Consider the following 23,483-nt stretch of genomic DNA (forward strand, 5'->3'; position numbering starts at 1 on the left):
CAAGTTCCAGGGAAGCGCTTTCCCCGGAATTGCTGCCATCGATCAACATTGCACGGAGGAGCGTCGCATGAAGGAGATCGTCATACAGCCACTGACCCGGGAGGCCTTTGCGCCCTACGGCGACGTGATCGAAACGGAGAACGCCCACAACTTCCCCATCAACGGCGGCAAATGCACCCGCTATCACGATCTCGCCAAGATCGAAACGACGGGCGAGAAGGCCCGGCCGATGATCAGCCTGGTGCGCGGCGAACCCTATCCGCTGCCACTCAAGCTCACCATGGTCGAGCGACATCCGCTCGGCAGCCAGGCTTTCATTCCCTTGAGCGACAATCCGTTCCTCGTCGTCGTCTCCCGGGAAACCGACGAAGGCCCGAGTGAACCGATCGCCTTCAAGACCACACCGGGCCAAGGCGTGAACATCGCCCGCAATGTCTGGCACGGCATCCTGACACCACTCGAAGATGTCTCGGATTTCGCGGTTGTCGACCGCGGCGGCGAAGGCGTCAATCTGGAGGAACACTTCTTCAAGGAGCCGTTCCTGATTGTATGAATGAACGAATGGCCCGGTCAACTGACCGGGTCATCGGTGCGTGGGTCACGGGGCGTACCGTGGGGCTCAACTGTTTTCCTGATGCCCATCAATCGACATCAGTAGCCGCCATCCCGACGGAACTTCGTCGGCGTGTATCCCGTCACCCGGCGGAAATCGCGCGAGAAATGATAGGGATCGGGATAGCCGCATATCGCCGCCACCGCGGAAACCTTCGCGTCGCGGCCGACCAGCAGGCGCTTCGCCTGGTTGATGCGCTCGTGGCGCAGCCAGTCCATCGGCGTCGTGCCCACCATATCGCGAAAGCGGCGAAAGAGTTGCGACTGGCTAAGCCGCGCTAGGGCCGCGAGATCATCGATCGTCCAGGCGCGGGCGAGATCGTCACGCATCGCTGAAAGAACAGCCAACAAACGATCCTCGCCCGGTGCATCCTCGCCCGGCTCACTGCCGGTCAGACGCGGACCGATCATGTCCACGATCAGCCCGGAGATAGCCGCACTCGCCAAGGCATCGGTCGCAGGCGAGCGTTCTGCCAAAAATCCGCTCACGCCCTCAAAGGCCGCTTGCACAGTCCGCGGATCCCTCGGCGCGAACAATGGCGACTGCTGGACACCCAGGAACTGGTAGAGCGCATCGAGACCGTGCCCCTCGATCCCCATCCAGAGATAGCGCCAGTTTTCGCTGTCGGGCGCGCAGCTGTGCGCATAGGCCTGCGCGGTATCGAGCCAGGCGACGCTGCCCGTTTCGGCCAGGAACCCTTGACCGCGCACCTCGATCAGCCCGCAGCCGCCGGTGGTGTAGACAAAGACATGCTGGTGGAACCGCTTGCGGATCGGCGCTTCCTCAGGATGGGCGGTCCGGCTTCCGGCGACCAGCGCCAGATAGGGAAACGCATCGGCAAATTTCGCCGGCGTATGGAAATGGATCTCTTCGTTTTCAGACAGCATCCGCGTTTTTGTCAGCCAATGCGAGTTTTGTCCATCATCTTGCGACAGTGTACCATTCCCAACGAGACTGTGGCGACGCTATCATGCAGCTTCATGCACGGAGTGTTGCCCATGACCGAAGCCACGCCGAACGGCGAAGCCGCGAAGCTGACCTTCGCGCCGCTATCCCCGGATTTTGCCCGCGATCCCTATCCGACCTACCGCGCCTTGCGTGAGAAGGAAGGGCTGCATTATTTTGCAGACTTCGACATCTGGCTGGCTTCGCGCTTCGAGGATGTCTCGGCAATCGTCATGGACAAGCGCATGGTGCGCTCGCTCGACGACATCGCGACCGCCGAGGAGCTTGCAAACCTGCAGCGTGCGGCCAACTGGCATGACATGCCGCACCACGAGCGCTTCGTGCAGTTCAGCCTGCTCGACAGCGATGGCGCCGTGCACGACCGGCTGCGCAAGCAGGTGTTCAAGCTGTTCACGCCGGCCATGATCGCCAAGCTGCGCGACCAGATCCAGGCCTATGTCGACCGCCTGATCGACAGCCTTGCCGATCGCGGCGAGATCGATTTCGTCGACGACCTCGCCGCCCACGTTCCCGGCCATATCATCGGCCGCCTGCTCGGCGTGCCGGACGAAGACTGTCCGCAACTGCGCATCTGGTCGGAAAACATCGTGCAGTTCTTCGACGTCGACCGTTCCGACGCGCGCAAGAAGATCGCCGAAGACAACACCACCGAGTTCTACGAGTATCTGACGGCGCTGAAGCGCGAACGCGAACGGGCGCCGAAGGATGATCTCATCTCGGTGCTGATCGAGGCCGAACGTTCGGGCGCGATGAACTTCGACGAGTTCATCTCGACCTGCATGCTGATCCTGATGGCCGGCCACGGCTCGACGATCGACGTGCTCGGCAGCGGCATGCATGCGCTCTTGCGCTTTCCCGAGCAGATGGCGCGGCTGAGGAATGAGCCCGGCCTGATCCAGACCGGCGTACAGGAGATGTTCCGCTACGAGTCTCCGCTTCCCTTCTTCCACCGCCATTGCGTCGAGGACGTCGAGATCTGCGGCCGGCGCTTCGAGCGCGGCACCAAGTTCGGCCTGCTCTACGGTGCGGCCAACCGCGACCCCAAGCAATTCGAGAACGCCGACACCTTCGATATCGGCCGCACGCCCAACCGCCACCTCGCCTTCGGCGGCGGCGTACACTTCTGTCTCGGCAACCACCTCGCGCGGCTCGACATGGATATCATCTTCAGCACCCTGCTTCGCCGCTTCCCGACCATCGAACTCGCCGAGCGGGAACCGGAATACAAGCGCGGCCTTTCGGTGCGCGGCCCCAAGCGGCTGAAGATCGCCATCCGGCCAGCCTGACCCGCACTGAAACCGACATTCTAAGAACCGGAGAATACCCATGCCCAAGATCGTCTTCATCGACGCGGACGGCACGACCAAAGAAGTGCAGGCGGAGGTCGGCCAATCGCTCATGTCCGCGGCGGTGCAGAACGGCGTCGACGCTATTGCCGCCGAATGCGGCGGGTCCTGCGCCTGCGGCACCTGTCACTGTTACATCGACGGTGACTGGGCCGAACGATTGCCGGCACCCGATTTCCAGGAGCAGGACATGATCGAGTGCGTGGTCAATCCCAACGAGCGCAGCCGCCTGAGCTGTCAGATTACGGTCTCGGCCGATCTGGATGGCCTGGTGGTGCATCTGCCGGCCGGGCAATACTGAGCAGGTCCAGGAAAAGTGTGAAACGGTTTTCCGTCCGGATTTGCGAACCCTAAAAAACCAGACCAGGCAGAAAAAGGCCGGGGCAACATTTTCGTTGCTCCGGCCAGCACTTACGGGGAAGTTCTGATTGGCCGAGGCGACGATGGCCCGGCCAAATTTCGTTACTCGGCGAAGAACGCGAAGCGCACGATGAACAGGGCGGCGACGATCTGGGTGGCCGGGTGGATGACGCTCCACTTTCCGGTGCAGACCTTCAACACGACGTAGCTCACGAAGCCGAAGGCGAGGCCGTTGGCGATCGAATAGGTGAAGGGCATGGCAAGCGCGGTGAGCGCAGCCGGTGCCGCTTCCGTCAGGTCGTCCCAGTCGACTTCGGTCAGTTCGCGCATCATCAGGCCGGCGACATAGAGCAGAGCCGGAGCCGTCGCATAGGACGGGACGGCCGCTGCCAGCGGCGAGAAGAACAGCGCTGCCAGGAACAGCACGCAGACGGTAAGCGCGGTCAGACCCGTGCGGCCGCCGGCCTGAACGCCCGAGGCGCTTTCGACATAGGCGGTGGTGCTGCTGGTGCCGATCAGCGAGCCGGCGACGATCGCGGTGCTGTCGGCGAGAAGCGCGCGGCCGAGACGGTTCGGCTTGCCCTCTTCGACCAGCTTGGCGCGCTTGGCGACACCGATCAGCGTGCCGGTGGCGTCGAAGACTTCCACGAGCACGAAGACGAGGATGACGTGCAGCAGGCCGCCATGCAGAGCGCCCATGATGTCGAGCTGCAGGAAGGTCGGAGCAATGCTCGGCGGCGCCGAGACGATGCCCTTGAACTCACTGACGCCAAGGATCATCGACAGAACCGTGACGACCAGGATGCCGATCAGGATCGAGCCGCGAACCTTCAGCGCATCGAGCACGGCTATCACGAAGAAGCCGAGGATGGCGAGAAGCGGACCGGTCTGTTTGAGATCGCCGAGGCCGACGAGCGTTGCCGGATTGTCGACGACGATACCGGCGTTCTTCAAGGCGATGATGCCGAGGAAGAGGCCGATACCGGTGGCAATCGCGCTTCTCAGCGAATGCGGAATGCCCGCAATCAGCCAGCTTCGCACCCCGGTTACGGTGAGGATCAGGAAGATCACACCCGAGATGAAGACCGCGCCCAGCGCCTGTTGCCAGGTGAAGCCGAGGGCAGCGACGACGGTGAAGGCGAAGAAGGCGTTGAGGCCCATGCCGGGCGCCATGCCGATCGGCCAGTTGGCGACGAGCGCCATGACGGCGGAGCCGAGTGCGGCGGCGATACAGGTTGCGACGAAGACGGCATCCCTATCCATGCCCGTGCTCGACAGGATGTCGGGGTTGACGAAGATGATGTAGGACATCGTCAGGAATGTCGTGATACCGGCGATCACCTCGGTGCGCGCCGTCGTCTGATGCTCTTTCAGCTTGAATAGTCGTTCAAACATCTTTCCTCCCTTGGCGGCGTCACCACGACGCAGCCGAACGACAGTGACCGGGAAACCGTCTCCTCCAGTTCCCGACCAGTGCATTTCGAACGCCCGGACGTTCCGGAGCGATCGCTTCGCTTAAGGCTTCGTGCCGGCTGGCGATCGTCCGCCCTCTTTCGGACGACGCGAATGCCTTTTGCACAGCCTTGGGATTGTGCGACTTCCGGAGCCGCACCGCTAGCCGTCCATTCCCGGGATCGGCAATGAAAGACTTTCAAATTTTTCGGAGCATTTGGCGGCGCCGAAACGGCGTCTTTCGCGTGTTCACCACCATCCGAAGGGCACGGACAACCCTCGAAAAAATATGTTGAAAGGCCGTCTTGACCTTCCAACGGTGGGAAACCCCATGTTTCTCTCACACCGAAACGAAGGAGACAAGCATGCAGACCTACAAGATCGACAACATGACCTGCGGCCACTGCGCCGGCGCCGTGCAGAAGGCAATCCTAAGCGTCGATCCGCAGGCGACGATCAAGGTCGATCTCGGCAACCGGGAAGTCAGCGTCGAAACCGCCGCTGCTGCTGGCCCGATCGCCGACGCCTTGAGGGCCGCCGGCTACGAAAGCCGTGCGCTCTAGGCGATGGACCGCGCAGGAAACGACCTTCCTTGAGGCATCAGTCATGGGTCGTGGACCATCCACGGCCCCGACCGGATGGATCCGAATAGACGCTGCGCGAAGCGCTTTGGTGCGGACCCGGCTTGATAGTCGTCTACATCACCGCGTTTGCACCCGACCAGGGCGAATCGATCGCCAAGCTCATCGCCAACCCGCCGGAAGGCGCACCCGTTCCGCCGATCCTGCCGCCACAGGACGGTTTCCTCTTCCTCGACAAGCAGAAGTTCGCTCCCGCCTTTGCCGCAGACGTCGAGCCCGGTCTCGCCGCCTTCATGGCCGACAGCCAGGTTCCCTGGGGCGTCGAGGCGCTTCAGGGCGAGGTGAGCAGGCCCGCCTGGAAGGAAAAGCCGAGCTGGTATCTCGTCGCCACCGAGGACCACATGATCCCGGTCGGCGCCCAGCGCATGATGGCCAAGCGCGCCGGCGCGACAACCGTCGACGAGGCAGGCAGCCATGCCATCTGCGTTTCCAAGCCCGCAGCCGTCGCCAAGATCATCGAGGACGCGGCCAACGGCGTCGATTGACCTCATCGCAGGAGAAACAAATCCAGCCCTCGAACGCGGCGCCGTTCGAGGGCCGCGCGTTCGTTCGACAGCGAAAACCGCAGAGTACCGCCTTCAGATGGGCAAAGGTGCAGACGGCACTTTTGCTGCTTTCCTTGCCTGCGGGCATCGACCCGAAGGCAAGTCGCCGGTCCCCGCAAAGTTGTCTGCAACGTCCAGCGTCCATTGTCCCCGGCTCTCAAGCCTGTCTCGGCAGGTCCAAGGAGCCTTTCCGATCCAACGGCACCCGCGTAGCCGCCGAACTCTAGGGGCGAGCGAGCACCACGGTCATGCCAGGCTCGAGATCGCTCGTGGGCATATCTGCCTCCAAGCGAACACGGAAGCTATTGAGGTCATGGTCTCCGACAGCCCGCGCCGCTCGCCATGTCGCGAACTCGCCCAACGGCCGAAGTTCCGTCACATGTGCGGGGACGGACAGCCCGTTCGGCGTCGAAAGCGTTACGGGGGTGCCGACCGTCATGCCGCGGAGATCATCCTCACGCACGGTGAAGGCAAACCACGACCGGTCGTCGACGTCCATCGTTACGACAGGTTTTCCCGGCCCGATGATCTCCCCAAGTTCGGCGACGCGGATGTTGATCGTGCCATCGGCTGGCGCAACGAGCCTTGTCTTGTCGAGCTTGGCTTGAATACTGGCCACCGTCGCCTCGGCAAGTGCGACCCTGGCATCTGCGAGTGCCCTCTCTTCAACAGTAGGACCCGTATTCGCTGCCTCTGCCTGGGCGCGTTTTACCTCCAGATCTGCCTCGCCCTTGGCGAGAAAGGCAGCGGCTTCGTCGGCCGTTTGCCGACTTGCGAAGTTTTTGGCCGCAAGTGCGGTCGCCCGGTCGTTCTCCTGTTGCGCAAGGACCAGGTTTGCCTCGGCCGTGCGCACGGCCTCCACTGCAATATCAACCTGTTCGCGCCTGACGCCGGAATAGATCCGGTCGCGCTCCGCCTTCGCGCTCGCGGCCGCCGCCCTCGCCTCTCCGACAAGCGCTGACAGATCTGGATTGTCCAACACCGCGATTATGTCGCCTTTGCGCACCTTCTGTCCGGGTTTTACGGCAACGCTGGCGAGGCGGCCGGATGTCTCGGGAGCGATGCGGATTTCCGTTCGCCTGACCATGCCGGCGATAGCCTCCCTGTCCGCCGCCGCTGCAAACGACGCGGCGGATGCCGAGAGGGCCAATGCGGCCGCGGTAATGATCGGTAGGCGCAAGGATCTAGCGTTCATTGACGCCCCTCCGTGAAGTGACGAACCGAGCGGAGATCATGGCCAGGGCGGCATAGATGAATGCCAGAATCCAGAGCCGCGCCCAGTCCTTGAAGACGTCGCCGAAGGCGGCCCCCATCTGGTTTGCTCGAACCAGCGCATCAATCCCGGACGTGCTTGGAAGGGCGTAGCTCGCGGCCCGCAACCCCGGCGGGATCGCCTCCGGTGGCCAGGCGACGCCCACAAGGAAGAACAGCGGCAGGCTGATCGCTATGAACAGCAGGACGGCGGTCTCTCGGCGCTTGAACCAGCTCCCTGCAAACTGACCCAGGAAGCTGACCGAGAGAACAAAGGGAACAGCGAGAACGAAAAGGTCCAGCACCCGGTTCGTGGCGGAAAATCCGTAGACTCTCGGCAGGACGACGAGAAAGAATACGTAGGCTGGCAATGCCAGCAGAAGATGCGCAAGCGCCTGGCCGAGAACCGATTTTACGGCGCTACGGCTTCGCCGCGCCTCATGCCCGCCGCGTTCGAACGCTACCCCGCCAATCGTCGCCGTGCCCATCAGCAAGGTCTGCTGCAAGATCAGGACGAAGGCAGCCGGCACGACATAACTGCCGTAGCCACCCGTCGGATTGAACAGCGGCTGGTTGAGAATCTCGACCGGCGAACTGACGGACAAAGCTGCCCGATAGCGGCTTCCTTCGGCGCGCGCGCTTTGCGTGGAGAGGTCGGAGCGAACCGAACCCACAGACTCCTGGATGCCCTGAAGCGTCCGACTGTAAAGCAGGAAGTATGTGGAATCGACAAAGGCGGGCAGACGCGCCGTGGCCCCCTTCATGACCTCGCGCTCGGTACCGGCAGGAATGCTCAGGATACCGAACACCTGCCGCCGGGCGAGGGCCATCTGCGCTTCGGCAAGGGTCGTTGGGCGGGCTGCAACTTCGACCGCTTCGTGTCCATCCAGGGCCTGGACGATCGTGAGGCTGATGTCCGAGTGGTCGTCGTCGACGACAGCGATCGGAATGTTCCGGATGAGTTGCCCGACATAGGGCTGGGGGTAAAACAGACCGTAGATGATCGGGCCCAGAACGATGAGGCCGAAAGCGCCGCGGTCTCGCAGGACGCGGCCATATTCGTCCGCGAGCGCGCGGGCGACACTGATCCTGCCTGATCGCCGTGGTTCGACAGCCTCCTCCGCGGTGGGGACAGGTTTATTCGCGATCGCGCGCAACCGAAGCCATGAGAGCAGGAAATAGAGTGCTGCGAGAGCGCCAAGTGCCATGAAGGGCGTAATCGAGTCCTGCTCAGGTACACCGCGGGCCGCCTGGTCGAACAGAACCTGAATGTACCAACGCAGCGGCAGCAGCATCCCCCAGCTTTGGGCGAAGGTATTCATCGCCAGGATCGGGAAGCCCACGCCGGCATAACCGAAAGCGGGGGAGCAAAAGATACCGGTCAGGCTGAGGCCGGAAGCGAGGTTTCTGACGAGCAGTTGAAAGAGAGCGCCGACCGAGAGATAGGCTATGATGAGAAGGGATGCTGCGGCCGCGACCAGGACCGGATTGCCGCGGAACGGGATCTCGTAGAGGCCGTGAATGATGCCGAGCACCACGGCCATCATCAGCAGGAAGATCGCCAAATACGGCAGCAACTTGCCGACGAGAGCCGTGAGGCTGCTGCCTCCGGCCGTGGCAAGCCATTCGCTCATGCTGCGCGATCCGAATTCCGACCCGACAGCATAACCGCCCGCGATCGCGACAACGACATGAAGCACCGTCGGCAATATGGCGCGAAGCAGAAACTGCGCATAGTTCAGGGCCGGATTGGTCAGGACATATTGCTCGACGACGAGCGGGCCCGGCCTGAAACCCGGGCTTGCCGCGCCGCGCGGCAGGTCGGCGATCGCCGCCGAAACCGCCGACTGCAGGGAGGTCGAAGCGACGTTCCCGGGTGTGAAATACTGTTTGTTGAAGAACACCACGATCTGCGGCCGCCGCCCGGCCATGATGTCACGCTCGAGATCCTTGGGGATATAGACGGCAGCGATCGCCTCACCCGACCGCACCGCGTGCATGGCGCCGCTAAGATCAAAGGACCGCCTGTCGACATTGACCCCGGGAGCGGCGCTGATTGCCTGCACGAAGGTCATCGAGGTTCTCGACCGATCCTGATCGACCACGTCGACGTGAAGATTGCGGATGACCGCATTTCCGAAAGTTGCGGCAAGCAGCGAGAAAGCCAGAAGCGGGATGCCCACCACCAGAAGCAGGGCCACCTTGTCCCGCCACATCCACAGGACTTCCCGGGCGGCAACCGCAACGAGCCCGCGAGGCTGAGCGGCCGTCATCACCGTGCGTCCGCCCAGTCGGCATAGGCGCTCATGCCCGGCCTCAGCGTGGCGATCTTTTCGACCGGATAGGCCCGAACTTCGAAGGTCCTGAGGTCGAAGTCACCGGTCGCCCGCGTTGCGCGCCAGCCCGCATATTCGCCGCGCGTCGCAATCGTGCGGACCTCGACTTCCACGGGGCTGTCACCGAGAGCTGGAATTTTCACCTGGAAATGGTCACCCACCTTCAGGCCCTTCACGAGATCCTCTCGAAGGTCGAAGCGTACCCAGATATCGGAAAGATCGACGAGCGAGAGCATAGGCACGCCAGGCGAGACATACTCCCCCGATTCGGTGGCAATCTGATAGACCTGCCCGGCGATAGGCGCGGTCACTGTCAACTCCGCGACCTGTGCTTTCAAGGTCGCGATTGCGGCCTCCGCCTTCGCCACGGCCGCCTTCGCGACACCGCGCTCCTCTGGCGTGTAACCGGCCACGGCCTCGTCGTAGGCGAGTTTGGCCTGCTCGCTCGACCGTTTGGCGACATCGAGATTTGCCGTTGCCTGGTCGAGGTTCTGGACCGACGCGTGTTCGCCCTGGGTCAACTGCAGCGTGCGATCATAGGTCTGCTGTGCCAGAGTCAGGCTTGCCTCGCTGGCGGCGACCGCAGCCTTGCGTTCCGCCACCACCTCTGCCCTTGTGCCGACTTCGATCCGATTGAGGTCGGCCACCGCGACGGCGCGAGCGGCCTCGGCCTCCCGCAGCTTCATCAGCAGCTCGGGATTGCTGATCGAGGCGAGCGTCTGTCCAGCCTTGATATCCTCGCCGCGTGAGACCGGTCGCTCGCCGATGCGCCCGTCCACACGGGCGGCGATATCGATGCGGGTCGCGTCCGCCTCTCCCTGGACCAGCAGCGGCTGTGGCTGGACGAGGTACCAGAGGGACAATCCGACGATCGCCAGCGTGAACACCGCGACGATGAGCGCGGCAGCGATCGGCGGCTTCCCGCGCAGGCCCGCTTCGGTCGCGTCGGAAGGAACATTTTCTGGATCGTCGGGCCCACGAAGCTGGACGTTCGGGTCCACCGCCTCGTTTCGGTCCGTCGTCTTTTCCATCGCGCTTGCCGCGCCATCGGAACTGCGGTCAGTTTCTGAAACACCGTTGCCTGCGCTGCGTGACGTATCTACCACTGCACCGTCTCCACTTCGGCTTGCCCACAGCTCCAAGCAGGGCAAAGCCGTGCTTCGTCCGATCTGGCCCGCGTCTTGAACAAACTGGCCGCCGAGACCTTCGCCCGAGGAGCAAATGGTGCCCGCGTGATGTCGGAGACGTCAACAGGAAAAACCGGTGAAGCGCCGATCACGTGCTTGCACGGCAGAAATGAAGAAGGCGCTGATTTCTGCCGCGTCGGACTCGCCGGAACTCTCTTTCTTGAACTCCTAAGCGGTTTCACGACTCCCGCGGCATCGAGCGGATACCGACCTGCATTCGATCCACGGATTGAACTTGAATTCGCGCGAACGAACCTACGCCGTGGTCGCGATCGAGGTCGTCCCGTCACAGATCCGGAATGCGGTTGCGAGTTGGCATGGGCAGATATCCGGCTAAACACCCCAAACCACGGCCTGTTCATGTCGATGGATGAGGTGCTGAAGTTGCTCGAAGCTGTGGCGGATATGTTGCGAGAATTTTTCGATGGCCGGGGTATGCGCCGAGGTCGCGCGCCTCAGAAGCCCAAGAGCACGTTCCGGGTGCGGGACGGAAACCGGAAGTGCCGTGATCGATTTTTCGTTGCGTAGCGCAAAGACGACACTGTGCGGAAGCACAGTCAAGGCGTCGATACCCTTCAGATAGTTGACGAGGCTCATCAGCGAGCCGCCTGTGTAGCGTATCTTGATCTCGGTCGCCCCGAAGGAGAGCAGCAGGCTATGAAGATCCGCAAGCAGCGGGCTTCCCGGCGGCGGCGCCACCCAGGGATATTCGAGAAGCTGCGACGGCTGCGGCCGTCTCTTCAACAGAAGCGGATGCGTGACCCGGCAGGCGACGACGTTTCGGCCGGGAAGCACCTTCTGGAACGCCAAGCCCGATCCCTCCTCAAGAATATCGAGCGGGCAGATGGCAAGATCGATCTGATCACCCTTCAGGGCAGCGCGCAGGTCGGCCATGTAGCCGTAGCTCTGGTCAATCCTGACGTCAGGGTTTTGTGCCTGGAAGTCTGCGATCATCGGCGCGATCAAGGCGTCCATGAAAAATGGCGTGCCGCCCACGCGCACCAGACCGCTTTTGCCGAGGCGAAAGCTCTCGATCGTATCGGACGCCTTGCGTGAGGCCGACAGCATGACCTGGCCATGATCGGCGAGCGCGCGCCCGAGCGGCGTCGGTTGCAGCGGCCGCCGCCCTTTGACGAAAAGCGGTTCGCCCAGGCGCTTTTCGAGCATGGCAATGGTGCGCGAGATCGCCGGCTGCGACAGTCCGAGCAGCGCTGCCCCTTCGGTGACACCGCCGGCTTTCACGACCGCAGCGAGCTGAACAAGATGGCGTTCGTCTATCTTCATAACAATTGATTATATTAACTCAGAGTAAAATCATCAATCGCGCCAGATGCCCGTGTTAGCTTTCATTTCAGCCAAGTGTCTGGAGGAGTGTGATGCGGGGCGCGACGGTTTCGAATCCCAATGAAGCAGCCTTCACCGAGGCTTTCGCACAGCGAATATCGAAAGCCGACGACGGCTCGCTGCCGCTGGTGCTGCGCACGGTCGTCACCCACCTTCACGGGCTCATCAGGGAATTGCGTCCCAGCGCAGCCGACTGGCGCAAAATGATCGAGTTTCTGACCGAGGTTGGTCACACCACGGACGAGCGGCGGCAGGAGTGGGGTCTGCTGTTCGACCTGCTTGGCGCTTCGGCGCTGGTCGATGAGATCAACTCCCGTCGCCCGAAACAGGCGACACCCAATACGGTCCGTGGGCCGTTCTTTCGCGCCGACACGCCGAAACGCATATCCGGCAGCAACATCTCGCTCGATGGCGTCGGCGAGCGGCTGGCGGTCTTCGGGCAATTGCTCGATCTCGACGGCCACCCGATCGAGGGCGCGGAGGTCACGACCTGGCAGGCGAACGCCGCAGGTTTCTACGAGAACCAGCAACCGGACCTGCAACCGGAGTTTAATTTGCGCGGCGTCTTCAAGACCGATCGCGAAGGGCGGTTCGACTACCTGACGGTGCGCCCCGCCGGCTACAGCGTCCCGGAAGACGGGCCGGTGGGCAAGCTCCTTGGCCAGGCGGGTTGTTCGCTCCGGCGCCCAGCCCATCTACATTTCATCGTCACTGCTCCAGGATTCCAGACGATTACGACGCATATCTACGACGGCAGCGATCCCCATATCGACGAGGACGCGATCTTCGGCGTCAAGCCGGAACTGGTGCACGAATACAAATGCTCCGACATCGGCGGCAAGCCCGGCTGGCGGCTGGACTTCAAGTTCCTGATGGCGAGGGCAAGGGAAGGATCTGGGTCGTGAGGAACAATTTCACCTACCAGGGCAGTGCGGCGCACATCGTCTTTGGCGAAGGCAGGAGCCGCGAGGCCGGAGCCTGGGTCGAAAAGCTTGGGCGCAGCCGAGCTTTGGTGCTCTCAACACCGCAGCAACGGGCAGACGCGGAAGCATTGGCGGAGCGGCTCGGGCCACTTGCCGCAGGCGTTTTTGCCGGGGCCGTGATGCATACGCCAGTCGAGGTCACGGCAAAGGCGATGGAAGCGGTCAACCAAAGCGGCGCCGACTGTGTCGTCTCCCTTGGCGGCGGATCCACCACCGGGCTCGGCAAGGCGATCGCCTATCGCACCGATCTGCCTCAAGTCGTTATCCCGACCACCTACGCCGGTTCGGAAGTAACACCGATCCTCGGACAGACAGAAGGCGGCCGAAAGACGACCGTCAGGCATCCTTCGATCCTGCCGGAGGTGGTGATTTACGATCCCGAGCTGACTCTCGGCCTGCCGGTCGGCATGAGCGTCACCAGCGCGCTCAACGCCATGGCCCATGCGGTCGAAGCGCTCTATGCGCAGGATCGTAACCCGATCTCTTCGCTGATGGCGAAAGAGGGCTTGTCAGCCTTCAAGACGAGCCTGCCGACGATCATCGGGACGCCGCGCGATCGCGAGGCGCGGGCCGAAGCGCTTTACGGCGCCTGGCTCTCGGGCACCGTGCTCGGCGCGGTCGGCATGGCGCTGCATCACAAGATTTGCCACACGCTCGGCGGCACCTTCGACACACCGCACGCGGAAACCCACGCGATCATGCTGCCGCATACGGCCGCCTATAACGCCGCGGCCGTGCCTGACCTGCTTGAGCCCGTGGCCCGGACCTTCGGCGGTTCGGTTGGCGGCGGCTTGTGGGATTTCGCAAAGTCGCTCGGTGCGCCGCTCGCCTTGAAGGACCTCGGCCTTACCGAGGCCGATCTCGATCGGACCGCCGCGATTGCGACCGAAAACCCCTATTGGAACCCGCGCCCGATCGATCGGCAGTCCATTCGGGCGCTGCTGCAGGATGCCTGGGAGGGCAACCGGCCGACGAACTGACGACACCCTTCGGGAGGAAGGGCATTGGGAGGAGGAACCATGCTGACGAGACGCGATTTTCTGAAGACGACAGCCGCAGGTGGCGCAGTCGCCTTTTCATCCGGACTTGCGATGCCGGCGATTGCCAAGGACACGGCGATCAAGCTTGGTTATGTGAGCCCCCAAACCGGGCCGCTCGCCGCCTTCGGCGAGGCCGACAAATTCGTGATCGACGCGTTTCTGGCGGCGACCAGGGCAAAGGGCCAGAACTTCGAGGTTGTGGTCAAGGACAGCCAGTCGAACCCGAACCGGGCGGCGGAAGTCGCCAAGCAGTTGATCGTCGATGACGAGGTCAATCTGGTTCTGGTTGCCTCGACACCCGAAACCACGAACCCTGTTGCAACCACCTGCGAAGCCGAACAGATGCCCTGCATTTCGACGGTTGCGCCGTGGCAGCCCTGGTTCATCGGCCAACAGGGTAACCCAAGCGATCCCGCTTCGTGGAAACCGTTCGACTATGCCTATCACTTCTTCTGGGGCCTCGAGGATGTGATCGCCGTCTTCACCAATATGTGGGCCCAGGTCGAGACGAACCACAAAGTCGGCGGCCTCTTCCCCAATGACGGTGACGGCAATGCCTGGGGCGACGGGACCGTGGGTTTCCCGCCGGTCCTCGAAAAGCTTGGCTACGGGCTCACCGACCCCGGCCGTTACCAGAACATGACGGACGATTTCTCTGCCCAGATCAATGCGTTCAAATCGGCTGGATGCGAGATCGTTACCGGCGTGGTCATCCCTCCTGACTTCACGACCTTCTGGAACCAGGCAAAGCAGCAGGGTTTCGTGCCGAAGGTCGCCTCGATCGGGAAGGCATTGCTGTTCCCGCACGCGGTCGAAGCGCTGGGCAAGGCAGGCCACAATCTCTCGTCCGAAGTCTGGTGGTCGCCGAGCCACCCCTTCGCCTCATCGCTGACCGGCGAGACATCCGCCCAAGTGGCCGATGCCTTCACCAAGGCGACCGGCCGGCCCTGGACCCAGCCGATCGGCTTTGCCCACGCCCTCTTCGAATTGGCCGTCGACGCCGTTACGCGGGCCGACGACCCGACGGACGGCGATGCGGTGGCCCTGGCAATCGCCGCCACAAAACTCGATACGCTCGTCGGTCCGGTTGCATGGGACGGCAAGGGATTGCCGCCGTTTGCTGCCCGCAACGTCGCCAAGACGCCGCTCGTCGGCGGTCAATGGCGGCTGAAGGACGCCGGCGGTTATGACCTCGTCATTACCGACAACAAGACGGCGCCGAACATTCCCGCCGGTGGAAAAATGGAAGCGATCGTTTAAGCGCCTGATGGCGTGGGACTGTGACCGAGGAGGGTCAGGCATGTCTCTGTTAGAGCTCGAGCGGGTCTCGAAGCGCTTCGGCGCGCTGACCGTCGCCGACGAGGTCAGCTTTTCGGTCGGCGAGGGTGAGGCGCTGGGCATCATCGGGCCAAACGGCGCCGGCAAGTCGACGCTGTTCAATCTGATTACCGGCAACATCGCCGCCGACAGCGGCACGGTCCGCTTCGGCGGCGTGGATGTCACCCGAACGCCGCCGATGGCGCGCTGTCTTTCGGGCATGGGGCGGACCTTCCAGATCCCGCAGCCCTTCGAAAAGCTGACAGTCTTTGAGAACCTGCTCGTCGCGGGCAGTTTTGGCACGCGGCGGCGCGAGGCGGAAGCCTGTGACCGCTGCGCCGAAATCCTGGTGGACACGGGCCTTTTCGAAAAGGCGAATGTCCTGGCCGGCGGCCTTACCCTTCTGCAGCGCAAGCGGCTGGAACTGGCAAGGGCGCTTGCCACCGAACCCCGGCTGCTGCTGCTGGACGAGATCGCCGGCGGCCTGACGGAAGCCGAATGCCACCAGCTGGTCGCGACCATCAGCGCCATCCAGCAGAAGGGCGTTGCCGTCATCTGGATCGAACATGTGCTTCATGCGCTGACCTCGGTGGTCGAACGGCTTCTGGTTCTCAACTTCGGCAAGGTGATCGGTATTGGAAAACCCGACGAGCTCATGGCGTCGCGTGCCGTCCAGGAGATCTATCTGGGGATCGAGCTATGACGGCTAGGCTTGAAACCAGAGGGCTCAAGGCCTTCTACGGCGACTTCCAGGCCCTTTTCGGTGTCGATATCGCCGTTGCCAAGGGGGAAACCGTTGCGATCATCGGCGCCAATGGCGCGGGCAAGACCAGCCTGATGCGCGCGATCTCCGGCGTGCTCACAAGCGAGCCGGGCATGGTCGTCTATCGCGATGAACCGATCGGCGCGCTGGCAGCACCCGACGTGCTTGCCCGCGGCATCGCCATGGTACCGGAAGGCCGCCGGCTGTTCCCGTCGCTGACCGTCGAGGAGAACCTGTTGATCGGCGCCTATGGCCGCAAGGGACAGGGACCATGGACGCTCGAGAGCGTCTATGAGCTCTTCCCGATCCTGCGCGAGCGTCGAAACAACCCGGCGACGGCCCTTTCCGGCGGCCAGCAGCAGATGGTGGCGATCGGCCGGGCGCTGATGTCCAACCCGGATGTGCTGCTCTGCGACGAGATCAGCCTCGGCCTGGCACCGGTCGTCGTTCGCGACATCTATGCGGCTTTCCCGCGTATCCGCGCAACGGGCGCCTCGATGGTCATCGTCGAGCAAGACATCGCCCAGGCACTGAAGGTCGCAACCCAGGTCTATTGCCTGATGGAAGGGCGGGTGACGCTTTCGGGGCGTCCGGAGGTGCTGACCCGCGAACAGATCCACCAGGCCTATTTCGGAGCGCCGCGCCATGAGCTTCATTGACACGATCGTGCAGGGCGTTCTGCTCGGCGGGCTCTACGCCCTGTTTGCCGCCGGCCTGAGCCTGGTCTTCGGCATCATGCGGCTCGTCAATCTCGCCCATGGCGACCTGATCGTGCTTGCCGCATTCCTGATCCTTTTGCTGACCTCGGCGCTCGGCCTCAATCCATTCCTGGCAGCGCTCATTGCCGCGCCACTGATGTTCCTGACAGGTTGGGGCCTGCAATACTTCGTGCTCAATCGCACGCTCGGCAAGGACGTGTTGCCGCCGCTGCTCGTCACGTTCGGCATCTCCATCGTCCTCCAGAATGGCCTGCTCGAAGCGTTTTCCGCCGACAGCCGCCGCGTGTCCATCGGGGCGCTGGAAAGTGCTTCGATCGGCGTCGGCTCGCTCAACATCGGCCTGATGCCGTTGATGACCTTCCTGTCGGCGCTCGCCGTGATCTTCGGCCTCAACCAGCTGATCTATCGAACGGCGCTCGGGCGCGCCTTCCGGGCAACCTCCGACGACATCGTGACGGCCGGGCTGATGGGTATTCGCCCGCAACGCGTCTTCGCCATGGCAACCGGGCTTGCCATGGTCGTGGTGACGATCGCCGCCCTCTATCTTGGCACGCGCGCCAACTTCGATCCGACATCGGGACCGTCCCGCCTGATCTACGCCTTCGAAGCCGTGATCATCGGCGGCCTCGGCTCGCTCTGGGGAACGCTTGCCGGCGGGGTCATCCTCGGCGTTGCGCAGACGCTTGGGGCGGCCGTCAATCCGGAATGGCAGATCCTTGCCGGACATCTCGCCTTCCTCACCGTTCTCGTCATCAAGCCACGCGGGCTTTTCCCCCGCGCCGTCGATTGAGGTCAAGCCGATGTCCATCGCCATTCCGTCCTTCAAGGTCGAAACCCGGAGCGGAACCTCATCGCTGGCAGCTTTGGCGGCAGTCGCCGGCCTCGCGCTTGCGATTGCAGCTCCCCTCATCGTGTCCCGCGGCGTCGTGCAGGATCTCTTCTTCATCCTGACCATGCTGGTGCTGGCACAGAACTGGAACCTGCTTGCCGGTTATGCCGGGCTGATCTCGGTCGGCCAGCAGATTTTCGTTGGCTTCGGCGCCTATACGATGTTCGGTGCGGTCATTCTGGCGGGTATCGATCCCATCGTTGCGATCCTGATTGCCGGCGCTCTTTCGGCGCTTCTCTCCATTCCGACTGCCTTTTTCACCTTCCGGCTGCAGGGGCCCTATTTCGCCATCGGCACCTGGGTGGTGGCCGAGGTGGTGCGGCTGCTACTGGCACAGTGGAAGGCGCTCGGCGGGGGTACCGGCACGTCGCTGCCGCGCGAGGCGACGAAGGACATGGCAGGCGTCGATATCGTGCGCGACCTCTTCCGCATGAAGGCCGCCGCAGCCAGCGATGCCCTCACCTATTGGATCGCGCTCCTGCTGGCGCTCGCGACGATCGGCTTCATCTACCGCCTGCTGCGAAGCAAGCAGGGGCTCGGTCTTGCGGCCGTGCGCGACAACGAGCAGGCCGCCCGTGCCGTCGGCGTCGACGCCCGCCGCATGAAGGCTCTGGTCTACGTAGCGACGGCCTACGTCACTGGACTGGCCGGTGCGCTGATCTACGTGCAGAAAGCGCGTATTTCGCCGGACGCGGCTTTCTCCGTCACCGACTGGACGGCCTATGTCATCTTCATCGTGGTGATCGGCGGGATCGGCACCATCGAAGGGCCGATCGTCGGCGTGGTGCTTTTCTTCCTGCTGCAAAAGCTCTTCGCCGATTTTGGCTCCTGGTACCTGCTGGTCCTTGGCCTCATCGGCATCCTCGTCATGCTCTTTTCGCCGCGCGGTCTCTGGGGCCTGTTCTCCGATCGCACCGGTATCCAGCTCTTTCCGGTCCGTCGCAAATTGATCGGCGGACCACTCGCACACATGCCAAAGGGAGGACCAAATGGCTGATATCACAACCGACGTACTCATCATCGGCACGGGGCCAGCCGGTTCCGCCACGGCCGCCCTGCTTTCGAGCTACGGCATCGAAAACATGGTGATCAACCGCTATCGCTGGCTGGCGAACACGCCACGCGCGCATATTACAAACCAGCGCACGATGGAGGTCCTGCGCGATCTCGGCCGGGACGTGGAAGACGAGGTCTATATGTTCGCCGCCGAACAGGACCTGATGGGCGAGAACGTCTTTTGTACCTCGCTTGCGGGCGAAGAGATCGGGCGCATGAAAAGCTGGGGCAAGCACCCGGCCTCGCGCGCCGAACACCAGCTATCCTCGCCGAGCCAGATGAACGATCTGCCCCAGACTTTCATGGAGCCGCTCCTGTTCAAGACGGCTTGCTCGCGCGGTACCCAGGCGCGGATGTCGACGGAATATGTCAGCCATGTGCAGGACGGCGAAGGCGTTACCACGACGTGTCTCGACCGGTTGACCGGCAAGGAAATCACCGTTCGCTCGAAGTATCTGATCGGTGCTGACGGCGGCAATTCGAAGGTCGCGGAGCATGCCGGGCTCACCTTCGAGGGCCGGATGGGCGTTGCCGGCTCAATGAACATCCTGTTTGAGGCCGACCTGTCGCGTTATGTCGCCCATCGTCCTTCGGTACTCTACTGGGTGCTGCAGCCGGGGGCCGACGTCGGCGGTATCGGCATGGGCCTCGTGCGCATGGTCCGCCCCTGGAACGAATGGCTGATCGTCTGGGGATACGACATCAACCAGCCGGCACCGGCCGTTGACGAAGCCCATGCGAAGAAGGTGGTGCGCGACCTGGTCGGCGTGCAGGATCTGGACGTGACGGTCAAGCAGGTCTCGACCTGGACGGTCAACAACATGTATGCGACGACGATGTCGAACGGACGCGTCTTCTGCATGGGCGACGCCACGCACCGCCATCCGCCATCGAACGGGCTCGGCTCCAACACATCGATCCAGGATGCCTTCAACCTTGCCTGGAAACTCGCCTTTGTGCTGAAGGGCCAAGCGAGCGAAAAGCTGCTTGATACCTACACAACGGAGCGAGCGCCGGTCGCCAAGCAGATCGTCACCCGCGCCAACAAGTCGATTGAAGAGTTCGGCCCGATCTTCAAGGCGCTCGGCCTGCTCGATTCCATCGATCCGGTGAAGATGCAGCAGAACATGGATGGGCGCTGCCGCGATACGCCGGCGGCGGAAGAACAGCGCGCCGCCATCCGCAAGGCGATCGCCGCCAAGGTCTACGAGTTCGACGCCCACGGCGTCGAGATGAACCAGCGCTATCGTTCGGACGCGATCGTCACCGACGGTCAACCCGAACCGGCCTTTGCCAAGGACCCGGAACTGCATTTCCAGCAGACCACCTGGCCGGGGGCCCGACTGCCGCATGCATGGGTTTTCTCTGGCGATGGGAAGAAGGCCTCGACGCTCGATCTCTCCGGCCACGGCCGGTTCACCGTCCTGACCGGGATCGGCGGACAGGGTTGGATCGAAGCGGCGAAGGTTGTCGGCCATGAGCTTGGTGTCGATATAGCGGCCCACGCCATCGGCGCGCGGCAGCATTGGGATGATTTCACCGGCGACTGGGCCGGGCTGAGCGAAGTGCGTGACAGCGGCATCGTTCTCGTGCGTCCTGACCATCACGTCTGCTGGCGCTCGGAGGCGCAGTCGGCAGATCCCGTTGCAGACCTTCGTCGGGTCATGACATCAGTGCTTGGGAGGTGATCCATGGAAGCGCATGAGAAAGGCTTCTTCACCGAAGAAAACTCGATTGAGGTCGTCACGGGCCGCAACAAAAATGCCAAGGACGAACGACTGAAACAGATCATGGACGTCGTGACGCGCAAGCTGCACGAAGCGGTGAGGGAAATCGAGCCGACGCAGGAGGAGTGGATGGAGGCGATCCTCTTCCTCACACGCACCGGACAGATGTGTAACGAATGGCGGCAAGAGTTCATCCTTTTGTCCGACACGCTCGGCGTCTCGATGCTGGTCGACGCAATCAACAATCGCAAGCCGTCGGGTGCCTCCGAAAGCACCGTGCTGGGCCCGTTTCATGTCCAGGACGCGCCGGAGCTCGAGATGGGCGCAAACATCTGTCTCGACCAGAAGGGCGAGGACATGGTGGTCGGCGGTCGCATCCTCGATACCGAGGGCAGGCCCATTGCTGACGCCGTGATCGATGTCTGGCAGGCCAATGACGAAGGTTTCTATGACGTTCAGCAGAAGGGCATCCAGCCGGAGTTCAACTTGCGCGGCGTCTTCCGCACCGGGCCAGACGGCGGATATTGGTTCCGGGCGGTAAAGCCGAAATACTACCCGATCCCGAACGACGGTCCGGTCGGCCGGATGCTGGACCATCTCGGGCGTCACCCCAACCGCCCGGCCCATCTCCACTACATCATCAAGGCCGACGGGTACGAGACGCTCATCACCCACATCTTCGATCCGGATGATCCGTATATCCATTCGGATGCGGTGTTCGGCGTGAAGCAAAGCCTGCTTGCGACGTTCCGGTGCGTTGAGGACCCGGGCCGCGCCGCGGATTACGGGTTTTCGGGTCGCTTCTGGGAAGTGAACCACGACTTCGTGCTGGCGCGGTCAAAGGGCGCCAACTGACCCGGTTCAGAGGTCATTGCCTGGCAGCGGCACGCCAAAAAAGCAATCGTCGCTCAGGCCGCAGGCTCGCCATTCTGCTGCAGGATCACGTCCAGCATTGCTGGCGCGCGTGCCTTCGACGTGGAAGAAGGAGGAGGCAGGAAGGTTATTCCCTTGCCTCCTTCGGATCCTCAGATGAAATATCTGGTGCGGTCACCCCGAAGGGACGGACCGCCAGGAGCGACGAGGCGAAGGCAGCAGGAGACATTCAGTGAAAGAGCAACTTGCCATCATTCAGGCGCTTGGCGTTCGATCGGAGTTCGATGCGCTGAGCGAAATCCGCACGCGGATTGAATTCCTGAAGGCATATCTCGTGCAAGGCGGACAGCGCGCCTACGTGCTCGGGATCAGCGGCGGGGTCGATTCCCTGACGGCCGGGCTTCTCGCCCAGCGCGCCGTTCAGGAGTTACGCGAAAGCGGCCATTCGGCGACGTTCATTGCCGTCCGGCTTCCCTACGGTGTGCAGGCGGACGAACACGATGCGGCCGCAGCCGTCGCTGCGATCCGCCCGGACCGTGTCATCACCGTGGATATAAAACCGGCGGCCGATAGCCTCATGGACGCAATCCTTGCCGGCGGCGTTGACCCGGCCCCACGTCATCATTTCATCCTCGGGAACGTGAAGGCACGGCAGAGGATGGTCGCCCAATATGCGATCGCCGGGGCATCGTCGGGTCTCGTCATCGGCACGGACCACGCTGCGGAGGCGCTCATGGGCTTCTACACGAAGTTCGGTGATGGCGCAGCGGACATTCTCCCTCTCGCCGGTCTGAACAAGCGCCGCGTCCGCGCCGTCGCCTCGAAACTCGGGGCGCCGGAACAGCTCGTCTGGAAAACTCCCACCGCTGACCTTGAATCGGACGCGCCTCTGCGGCCGGACGAGGATGCTTACGGCGTGACATACGACCAGATCGACGACTTTCTCGAAGGCAGAACTGTCGAGCCGGCTGCGGCTGAACGCATACTCTCAACCTATCGCGCCAGCGCACATAAGCGCGCCCTTCCCGTCGTTCCCACGGACCATCACCAGGTCTTGCACGCCACGACTGCATGATATCTGCGGTTCGGCAAATCCTGGTCCATTCCGGTGTGAGGCCCGCGCAGACAAGCGACACCAGCGAGAAGGTATCATCACAGCTGTGAGCGCTGTTGCCGGGTGGATTATGCATTCGGGGCTGCTCCGGCTTCGCGCCAATAGTGGAGAGGAGGAACGTTGGCAGCAATTGACATATCCAATATATCTATTATTCTGGATTAATGGATAATATCACCGCAATAGCGGCGCTTGCCGCACTGGCCCAGTCTACCAGGCTCGAGACATTCCGGCTTCTCGTCCGACACGAACCGGATGGCGTGCCTGCCGGCGAACTTGCCCGCCTTCTCGACGTCCCGCAGAATACCATGTCGGCGCACCTCGCAACGCTGTCGCGCGCGGGCCTCGTGACAAGCGAACGGCAGAGCCGCTCGATCATCTATCGAGCCGACCTGCACGGCCTGCGAAACCTGACCCTCTTCCTGTTGAAAGACTGCTGTGGCGGCTCGACCGAACTCTGTGCGCCGCTGATCGCCGAACTTACGCCCTGCTGCGGACCCGAGGTGAAGCTGTCATGAGCGACATCAGACTAGAGCCAATCCCGGGAAGCGATCCCGGACTGAAGCTGGCGCTATCGGCCTCCGGTCTTCCGATCGAGGACCTCGGAGAGCCGGGACGCTCGTTCTTCAGGGCGGTTTCCTCCGATGGCGGCACAATTGGCTACGCTGGCATTGAGACGTGCGGCGATGCGGTCCTCCTCAGGTCAATGGTCATCTTGCCCGAGCATCGTGGCAAGTCATTCGGCAAATCGCTGGCCAGGGAAACCCTGAAAGCCGTCAAAGAAAGCTCGGCAGTCTTCCTGGCTACGACGACCGCCGCGCCGTTCTTCGAAAGCCTCGGTTTCGTTGCGGTCGAGCGAGCCGATGCGCCGCCCGCCGTTCTCGCAACCCGTCAGCTTTCGGGCATTTGCCCGGCATCGGCCACGATCATGAAACTCAGCAATCCTCCGACCTAACCACGG

23 protein-coding genes are annotated in these 23,483 nt (G+C 62.8%); 17 read left to right on the plus strand and 6 right to left on the minus strand.

The window, feature by feature from the left end; genetic code table 11:
• Window positions 1–67 precede the first annotated feature (67 nt).
• Complete coding sequence (locus IB265_RS15630) at window positions 68–553, plus strand: ureidoglycolate lyase (RefSeq protein WP_057249225.1); 486 nt, start codon at window positions 68–70, stop codon at window positions 551–553.
• A 98-nt stretch (window positions 554–651) separates the two neighbouring features.
• Here IB265_RS15630 and IB265_RS15635 read toward each other — a convergent pair whose 3' ends face one another.
• Window positions 652–1,500 (minus strand): AraC family transcriptional regulator, encoded by an 849-nt coding sequence (locus tag IB265_RS15635; protein ID WP_192494885.1) that lies wholly within the window; start codon window positions 1,498–1,500, stop codon window positions 652–654.
• 111 nt (window positions 1,501–1,611) lie between these two features.
• Between IB265_RS15635 and IB265_RS15640 the strand changes: the two genes are divergently transcribed.
• Together IB265_RS15640 and IB265_RS15645 are read left to right on the plus strand one after the other, a co-directional pair.
• A complete protein-coding gene (locus IB265_RS15640) occupies window positions 1,612–2,865 on the plus strand; it encodes a cytochrome P450 (protein WP_192494886.1) in 1,254 nt (417 codons plus the stop codon).
• 40 nt (window positions 2,866–2,905) lie between these two features.
• Window positions 2,906–3,226 carry a 2Fe-2S iron-sulfur cluster-binding protein gene (locus IB265_RS15645; RefSeq protein ID WP_192494887.1) on the plus strand — a complete coding sequence of 107 codons (321 nt, stop codon included), beginning with the start codon at window positions 2,906–2,908 and terminating at the stop codon, window positions 3,224–3,226.
• A gap of 161 nt (window positions 3,227–3,387) precedes the next feature.
• On the opposite strand, the gene IB265_RS15650 is transcribed toward IB265_RS15645, so the two are convergent.
• On the minus strand, window positions 3,388–4,680 hold the full coding sequence (locus IB265_RS15650) for an NCS2 family permease (protein ID WP_057249228.1): 1,293 nt from the start codon (window positions 4,678–4,680) through the stop codon (window positions 3,388–3,390).
• A 422-nt stretch (window positions 4,681–5,102) separates the two neighbouring features.
• Between IB265_RS15650 and IB265_RS15655 the strand changes: the two genes are divergently transcribed.
• Window positions 5,103–5,300 (plus strand): heavy-metal-associated domain-containing protein, encoded by a 198-nt coding sequence (locus IB265_RS15655; protein ID WP_058322545.1) that lies wholly within the window; start codon window positions 5,103–5,105, stop codon window positions 5,298–5,300.
• A 122-nt stretch (window positions 5,301–5,422) separates the two neighbouring features.
• Complete coding sequence (locus IB265_RS15660; RefSeq protein WP_246805951.1) at window positions 5,423–5,863, plus strand: alpha/beta hydrolase; 441 nt, start codon at window positions 5,423–5,425, stop codon at window positions 5,861–5,863.
• 283 nt (window positions 5,864–6,146) lie between these two features.
• On the opposite strand, the gene IB265_RS15665 is transcribed toward IB265_RS15660, so the two are convergent.
• From IB265_RS15665 to IB265_RS15680, 4 genes are all read right to left on the minus strand, one after another.
• Window positions 6,147–7,118 (minus strand): HlyD family secretion protein, encoded by a 972-nt coding sequence (locus IB265_RS15665; RefSeq protein ID WP_192494888.1) that lies wholly within the window; start codon window positions 7,116–7,118, stop codon window positions 6,147–6,149.
• Window positions 7,108–9,447, minus strand: a complete 2,340-nt coding sequence (locus tag IB265_RS15670) for an ABC transporter permease (protein ID WP_192494889.1) — start codon at window positions 9,445–9,447, stop codon at window positions 7,108–7,110. Before IB265_RS15670 ends, IB265_RS15665 begins: the two co-directional genes overlap by 11 nt.
• Entirely contained in the window at window positions 9,447–10,541 is a 1,095-nt protein-coding gene (locus IB265_RS15675; protein ID WP_192494890.1) for an HlyD family secretion protein, read from the minus strand. The genes IB265_RS15670 and IB265_RS15675 overlap by 1 nt, the downstream gene beginning before the upstream one ends.
• Before the next feature lie 489 nt (window positions 10,542–11,030).
• Window positions 11,031–11,981 (minus strand): LysR family transcriptional regulator, encoded by a 951-nt coding sequence (locus IB265_RS15680; RefSeq protein WP_058322548.1) that lies wholly within the window; start codon window positions 11,979–11,981, stop codon window positions 11,031–11,033.
• Between the two features lie 89 nt (window positions 11,982–12,070).
• Between IB265_RS15680 and IB265_RS15685 the strand changes: the two genes are divergently transcribed.
• From IB265_RS15685 to arsN2, 12 genes are all read left to right on the plus strand, one after another.
• Window positions 12,071–12,946: a dioxygenase gene (locus IB265_RS15685; RefSeq protein ID WP_375293068.1), complete on the plus strand. Its 876-nt coding sequence runs from the start codon at window positions 12,071–12,073 to the stop codon at window positions 12,944–12,946.
• The gene (locus tag IB265_RS15690; RefSeq protein ID WP_192494892.1) at window positions 12,943–14,004 is read left to right on the plus strand and encodes a maleylacetate reductase; all 1,062 of its coding nucleotides are present in this window, start codon (window positions 12,943–12,945) and stop codon (window positions 14,002–14,004) included. Before IB265_RS15685 ends, IB265_RS15690 begins: the two co-directional genes overlap by 4 nt.
• A 39-nt stretch (window positions 14,005–14,043) precedes the next feature.
• Window positions 14,044–15,324, plus strand: a complete 1,281-nt coding sequence (locus tag IB265_RS15695; protein ID WP_192494893.1) for an ABC transporter substrate-binding protein — start codon at window positions 14,044–14,046, stop codon at window positions 15,322–15,324.
• A 40-nt stretch (window positions 15,325–15,364) separates the two neighbouring features.
• Window positions 15,365–16,084 (plus strand): ABC transporter ATP-binding protein, encoded by a 720-nt coding sequence (locus tag IB265_RS15700; protein ID WP_192494894.1) that lies wholly within the window; start codon window positions 15,365–15,367, stop codon window positions 16,082–16,084.
• The gene (locus IB265_RS15705) at window positions 16,081–16,803 is read left to right on the plus strand and encodes an ABC transporter ATP-binding protein (RefSeq protein WP_192494895.1); all 723 of its coding nucleotides are present in this window, start codon (window positions 16,081–16,083) and stop codon (window positions 16,801–16,803) included. The genes IB265_RS15700 and IB265_RS15705 overlap by 4 nt, the downstream gene beginning before the upstream one ends.
• A complete protein-coding gene (locus tag IB265_RS15710) occupies window positions 16,790–17,653 on the plus strand; it encodes a branched-chain amino acid ABC transporter permease (RefSeq protein WP_057249241.1) in 864 nt (287 codons plus the stop codon). The genes IB265_RS15705 and IB265_RS15710 overlap by 14 nt, the downstream gene beginning before the upstream one ends.
• Before the next feature lie 10 nt (window positions 17,654–17,663).
• Window positions 17,664–18,749, plus strand: a complete 1,086-nt coding sequence (locus IB265_RS15715) for a branched-chain amino acid ABC transporter permease (RefSeq protein WP_192494896.1) — start codon at window positions 17,664–17,666, stop codon at window positions 18,747–18,749.
• Window positions 18,742–20,496 carry an FAD-dependent monooxygenase gene (locus IB265_RS15720; protein WP_192494897.1) on the plus strand — a complete coding sequence of 585 codons (1,755 nt, stop codon included), beginning with the start codon at window positions 18,742–18,744 and terminating at the stop codon, window positions 20,494–20,496. Before IB265_RS15715 ends, IB265_RS15720 begins: the two co-directional genes overlap by 8 nt.
• A gap of 3 nt (window positions 20,497–20,499) precedes the next feature.
• Entirely contained in the window at window positions 20,500–21,390 is an 891-nt protein-coding gene (locus IB265_RS15725) for an intradiol ring-cleavage dioxygenase (protein ID WP_192494898.1), read from the plus strand.
• Between the two features lie 250 nt (window positions 21,391–21,640).
• A complete protein-coding gene (gene nadE, locus IB265_RS15730; RefSeq protein ID WP_192494899.1) occupies window positions 21,641–22,483 on the plus strand; it encodes an ammonia-dependent NAD(+) synthetase in 843 nt (280 codons plus the stop codon).
• Window positions 22,484–22,686: 203 nt separating this feature from the next.
• Window positions 22,687–23,040 (plus strand): helix-turn-helix transcriptional regulator, encoded by a 354-nt coding sequence (locus IB265_RS15735; RefSeq protein WP_110881662.1) that lies wholly within the window; start codon window positions 22,687–22,689, stop codon window positions 23,038–23,040.
• A complete protein-coding gene (arsN2, locus tag IB265_RS15740; protein WP_057249247.1) occupies window positions 23,037–23,477 on the plus strand; it encodes an arsenic resistance N-acetyltransferase ArsN2 in 441 nt (146 codons plus the stop codon). Before IB265_RS15735 ends, arsN2 begins: the two co-directional genes overlap by 4 nt.
• Window positions 23,478–23,483: the final 6 nt, after the last annotated feature.

Origin of the sequence: Ensifer sp. ENS10, from assembly GCF_014852025.1 — a bacterium.
Lineage (GTDB): Bacteria > Pseudomonadota > Alphaproteobacteria > Rhizobiales > Rhizobiaceae > Ensifer.

Bases quoted from the DNA above. Each gene is read 5' to 3' on its own strand.
- IB265_RS15630 (WP_057249225.1), top strand. From the start codon at position 68: ATGAAGGAGATCGTCATACAGCCACTGACCCGGGAGGCCTTTGCGCCC.
- IB265_RS15635 (WP_192494885.1), bottom strand. From the start codon at position 1,500: ATGCTGTCTGAAAACGAAGAGATCCATTTCCATACGCCGGCGAAATTT.
- IB265_RS15640 (WP_192494886.1), top strand. From the start codon at position 1,612: ATGACCGAAGCCACGCCGAACGGCGAAGCCGCGAAGCTGACCTTCGCG.
- IB265_RS15645 (WP_192494887.1), top strand. From the start codon at position 2,906: ATGCCCAAGATCGTCTTCATCGACGCGGACGGCACGACCAAAGAAGTG.
- IB265_RS15650 (WP_057249228.1), bottom strand. From the start codon at position 4,680: ATGTTTGAACGACTATTCAAGCTGAAAGAGCATCAGACGACGGCGCGC.
- IB265_RS15655 (WP_058322545.1), top strand. From the start codon at position 5,103: ATGCAGACCTACAAGATCGACAACATGACCTGCGGCCACTGCGCCGGC.
- IB265_RS15665 (WP_192494888.1), bottom strand. From the start codon at position 7,118: ATGAACGCTAGATCCTTGCGCCTACCGATCATTACCGCGGCCGCATTG.
- IB265_RS15670 (WP_192494889.1), bottom strand. From the start codon at position 9,447: ATGACGGCCGCTCAGCCTCGCGGGCTCGTTGCGGTTGCCGCCCGGGAA.
- IB265_RS15675 (WP_192494890.1), bottom strand. From the start codon at position 10,541: ATGGAAAAGACGACGGACCGAAACGAGGCGGTGGACCCGAACGTCCAG.
- IB265_RS15680 (WP_058322548.1), bottom strand. From the start codon at position 11,981: ATGAAGATAGACGAACGCCATCTTGTTCAGCTCGCTGCGGTCGTGAAA.
- IB265_RS15695 (WP_192494893.1), top strand. From the start codon at position 14,044: ATGCTGACGAGACGCGATTTTCTGAAGACGACAGCCGCAGGTGGCGCA.
- IB265_RS15700 (WP_192494894.1), top strand. From the start codon at position 15,365: ATGTCTCTGTTAGAGCTCGAGCGGGTCTCGAAGCGCTTCGGCGCGCTG.
- IB265_RS15705 (WP_192494895.1), top strand. From the start codon at position 16,081: ATGACGGCTAGGCTTGAAACCAGAGGGCTCAAGGCCTTCTACGGCGAC.
- IB265_RS15710 (WP_057249241.1), top strand. From the start codon at position 16,790: ATGAGCTTCATTGACACGATCGTGCAGGGCGTTCTGCTCGGCGGGCTC.
- IB265_RS15715 (WP_192494896.1), top strand. From the start codon at position 17,664: ATGTCCATCGCCATTCCGTCCTTCAAGGTCGAAACCCGGAGCGGAACC.
- IB265_RS15720 (WP_192494897.1), top strand. From the start codon at position 18,742: ATGGCTGATATCACAACCGACGTACTCATCATCGGCACGGGGCCAGCC.
- IB265_RS15725 (WP_192494898.1), top strand. From the start codon at position 20,500: ATGGAAGCGCATGAGAAAGGCTTCTTCACCGAAGAAAACTCGATTGAG.
- IB265_RS15735 (WP_110881662.1), top strand. From the start codon at position 22,687: ATGGATAATATCACCGCAATAGCGGCGCTTGCCGCACTGGCCCAGTCT.
- arsN2 (WP_057249247.1), top strand. From the start codon at position 23,037: ATGAGCGACATCAGACTAGAGCCAATCCCGGGAAGCGATCCCGGACTG.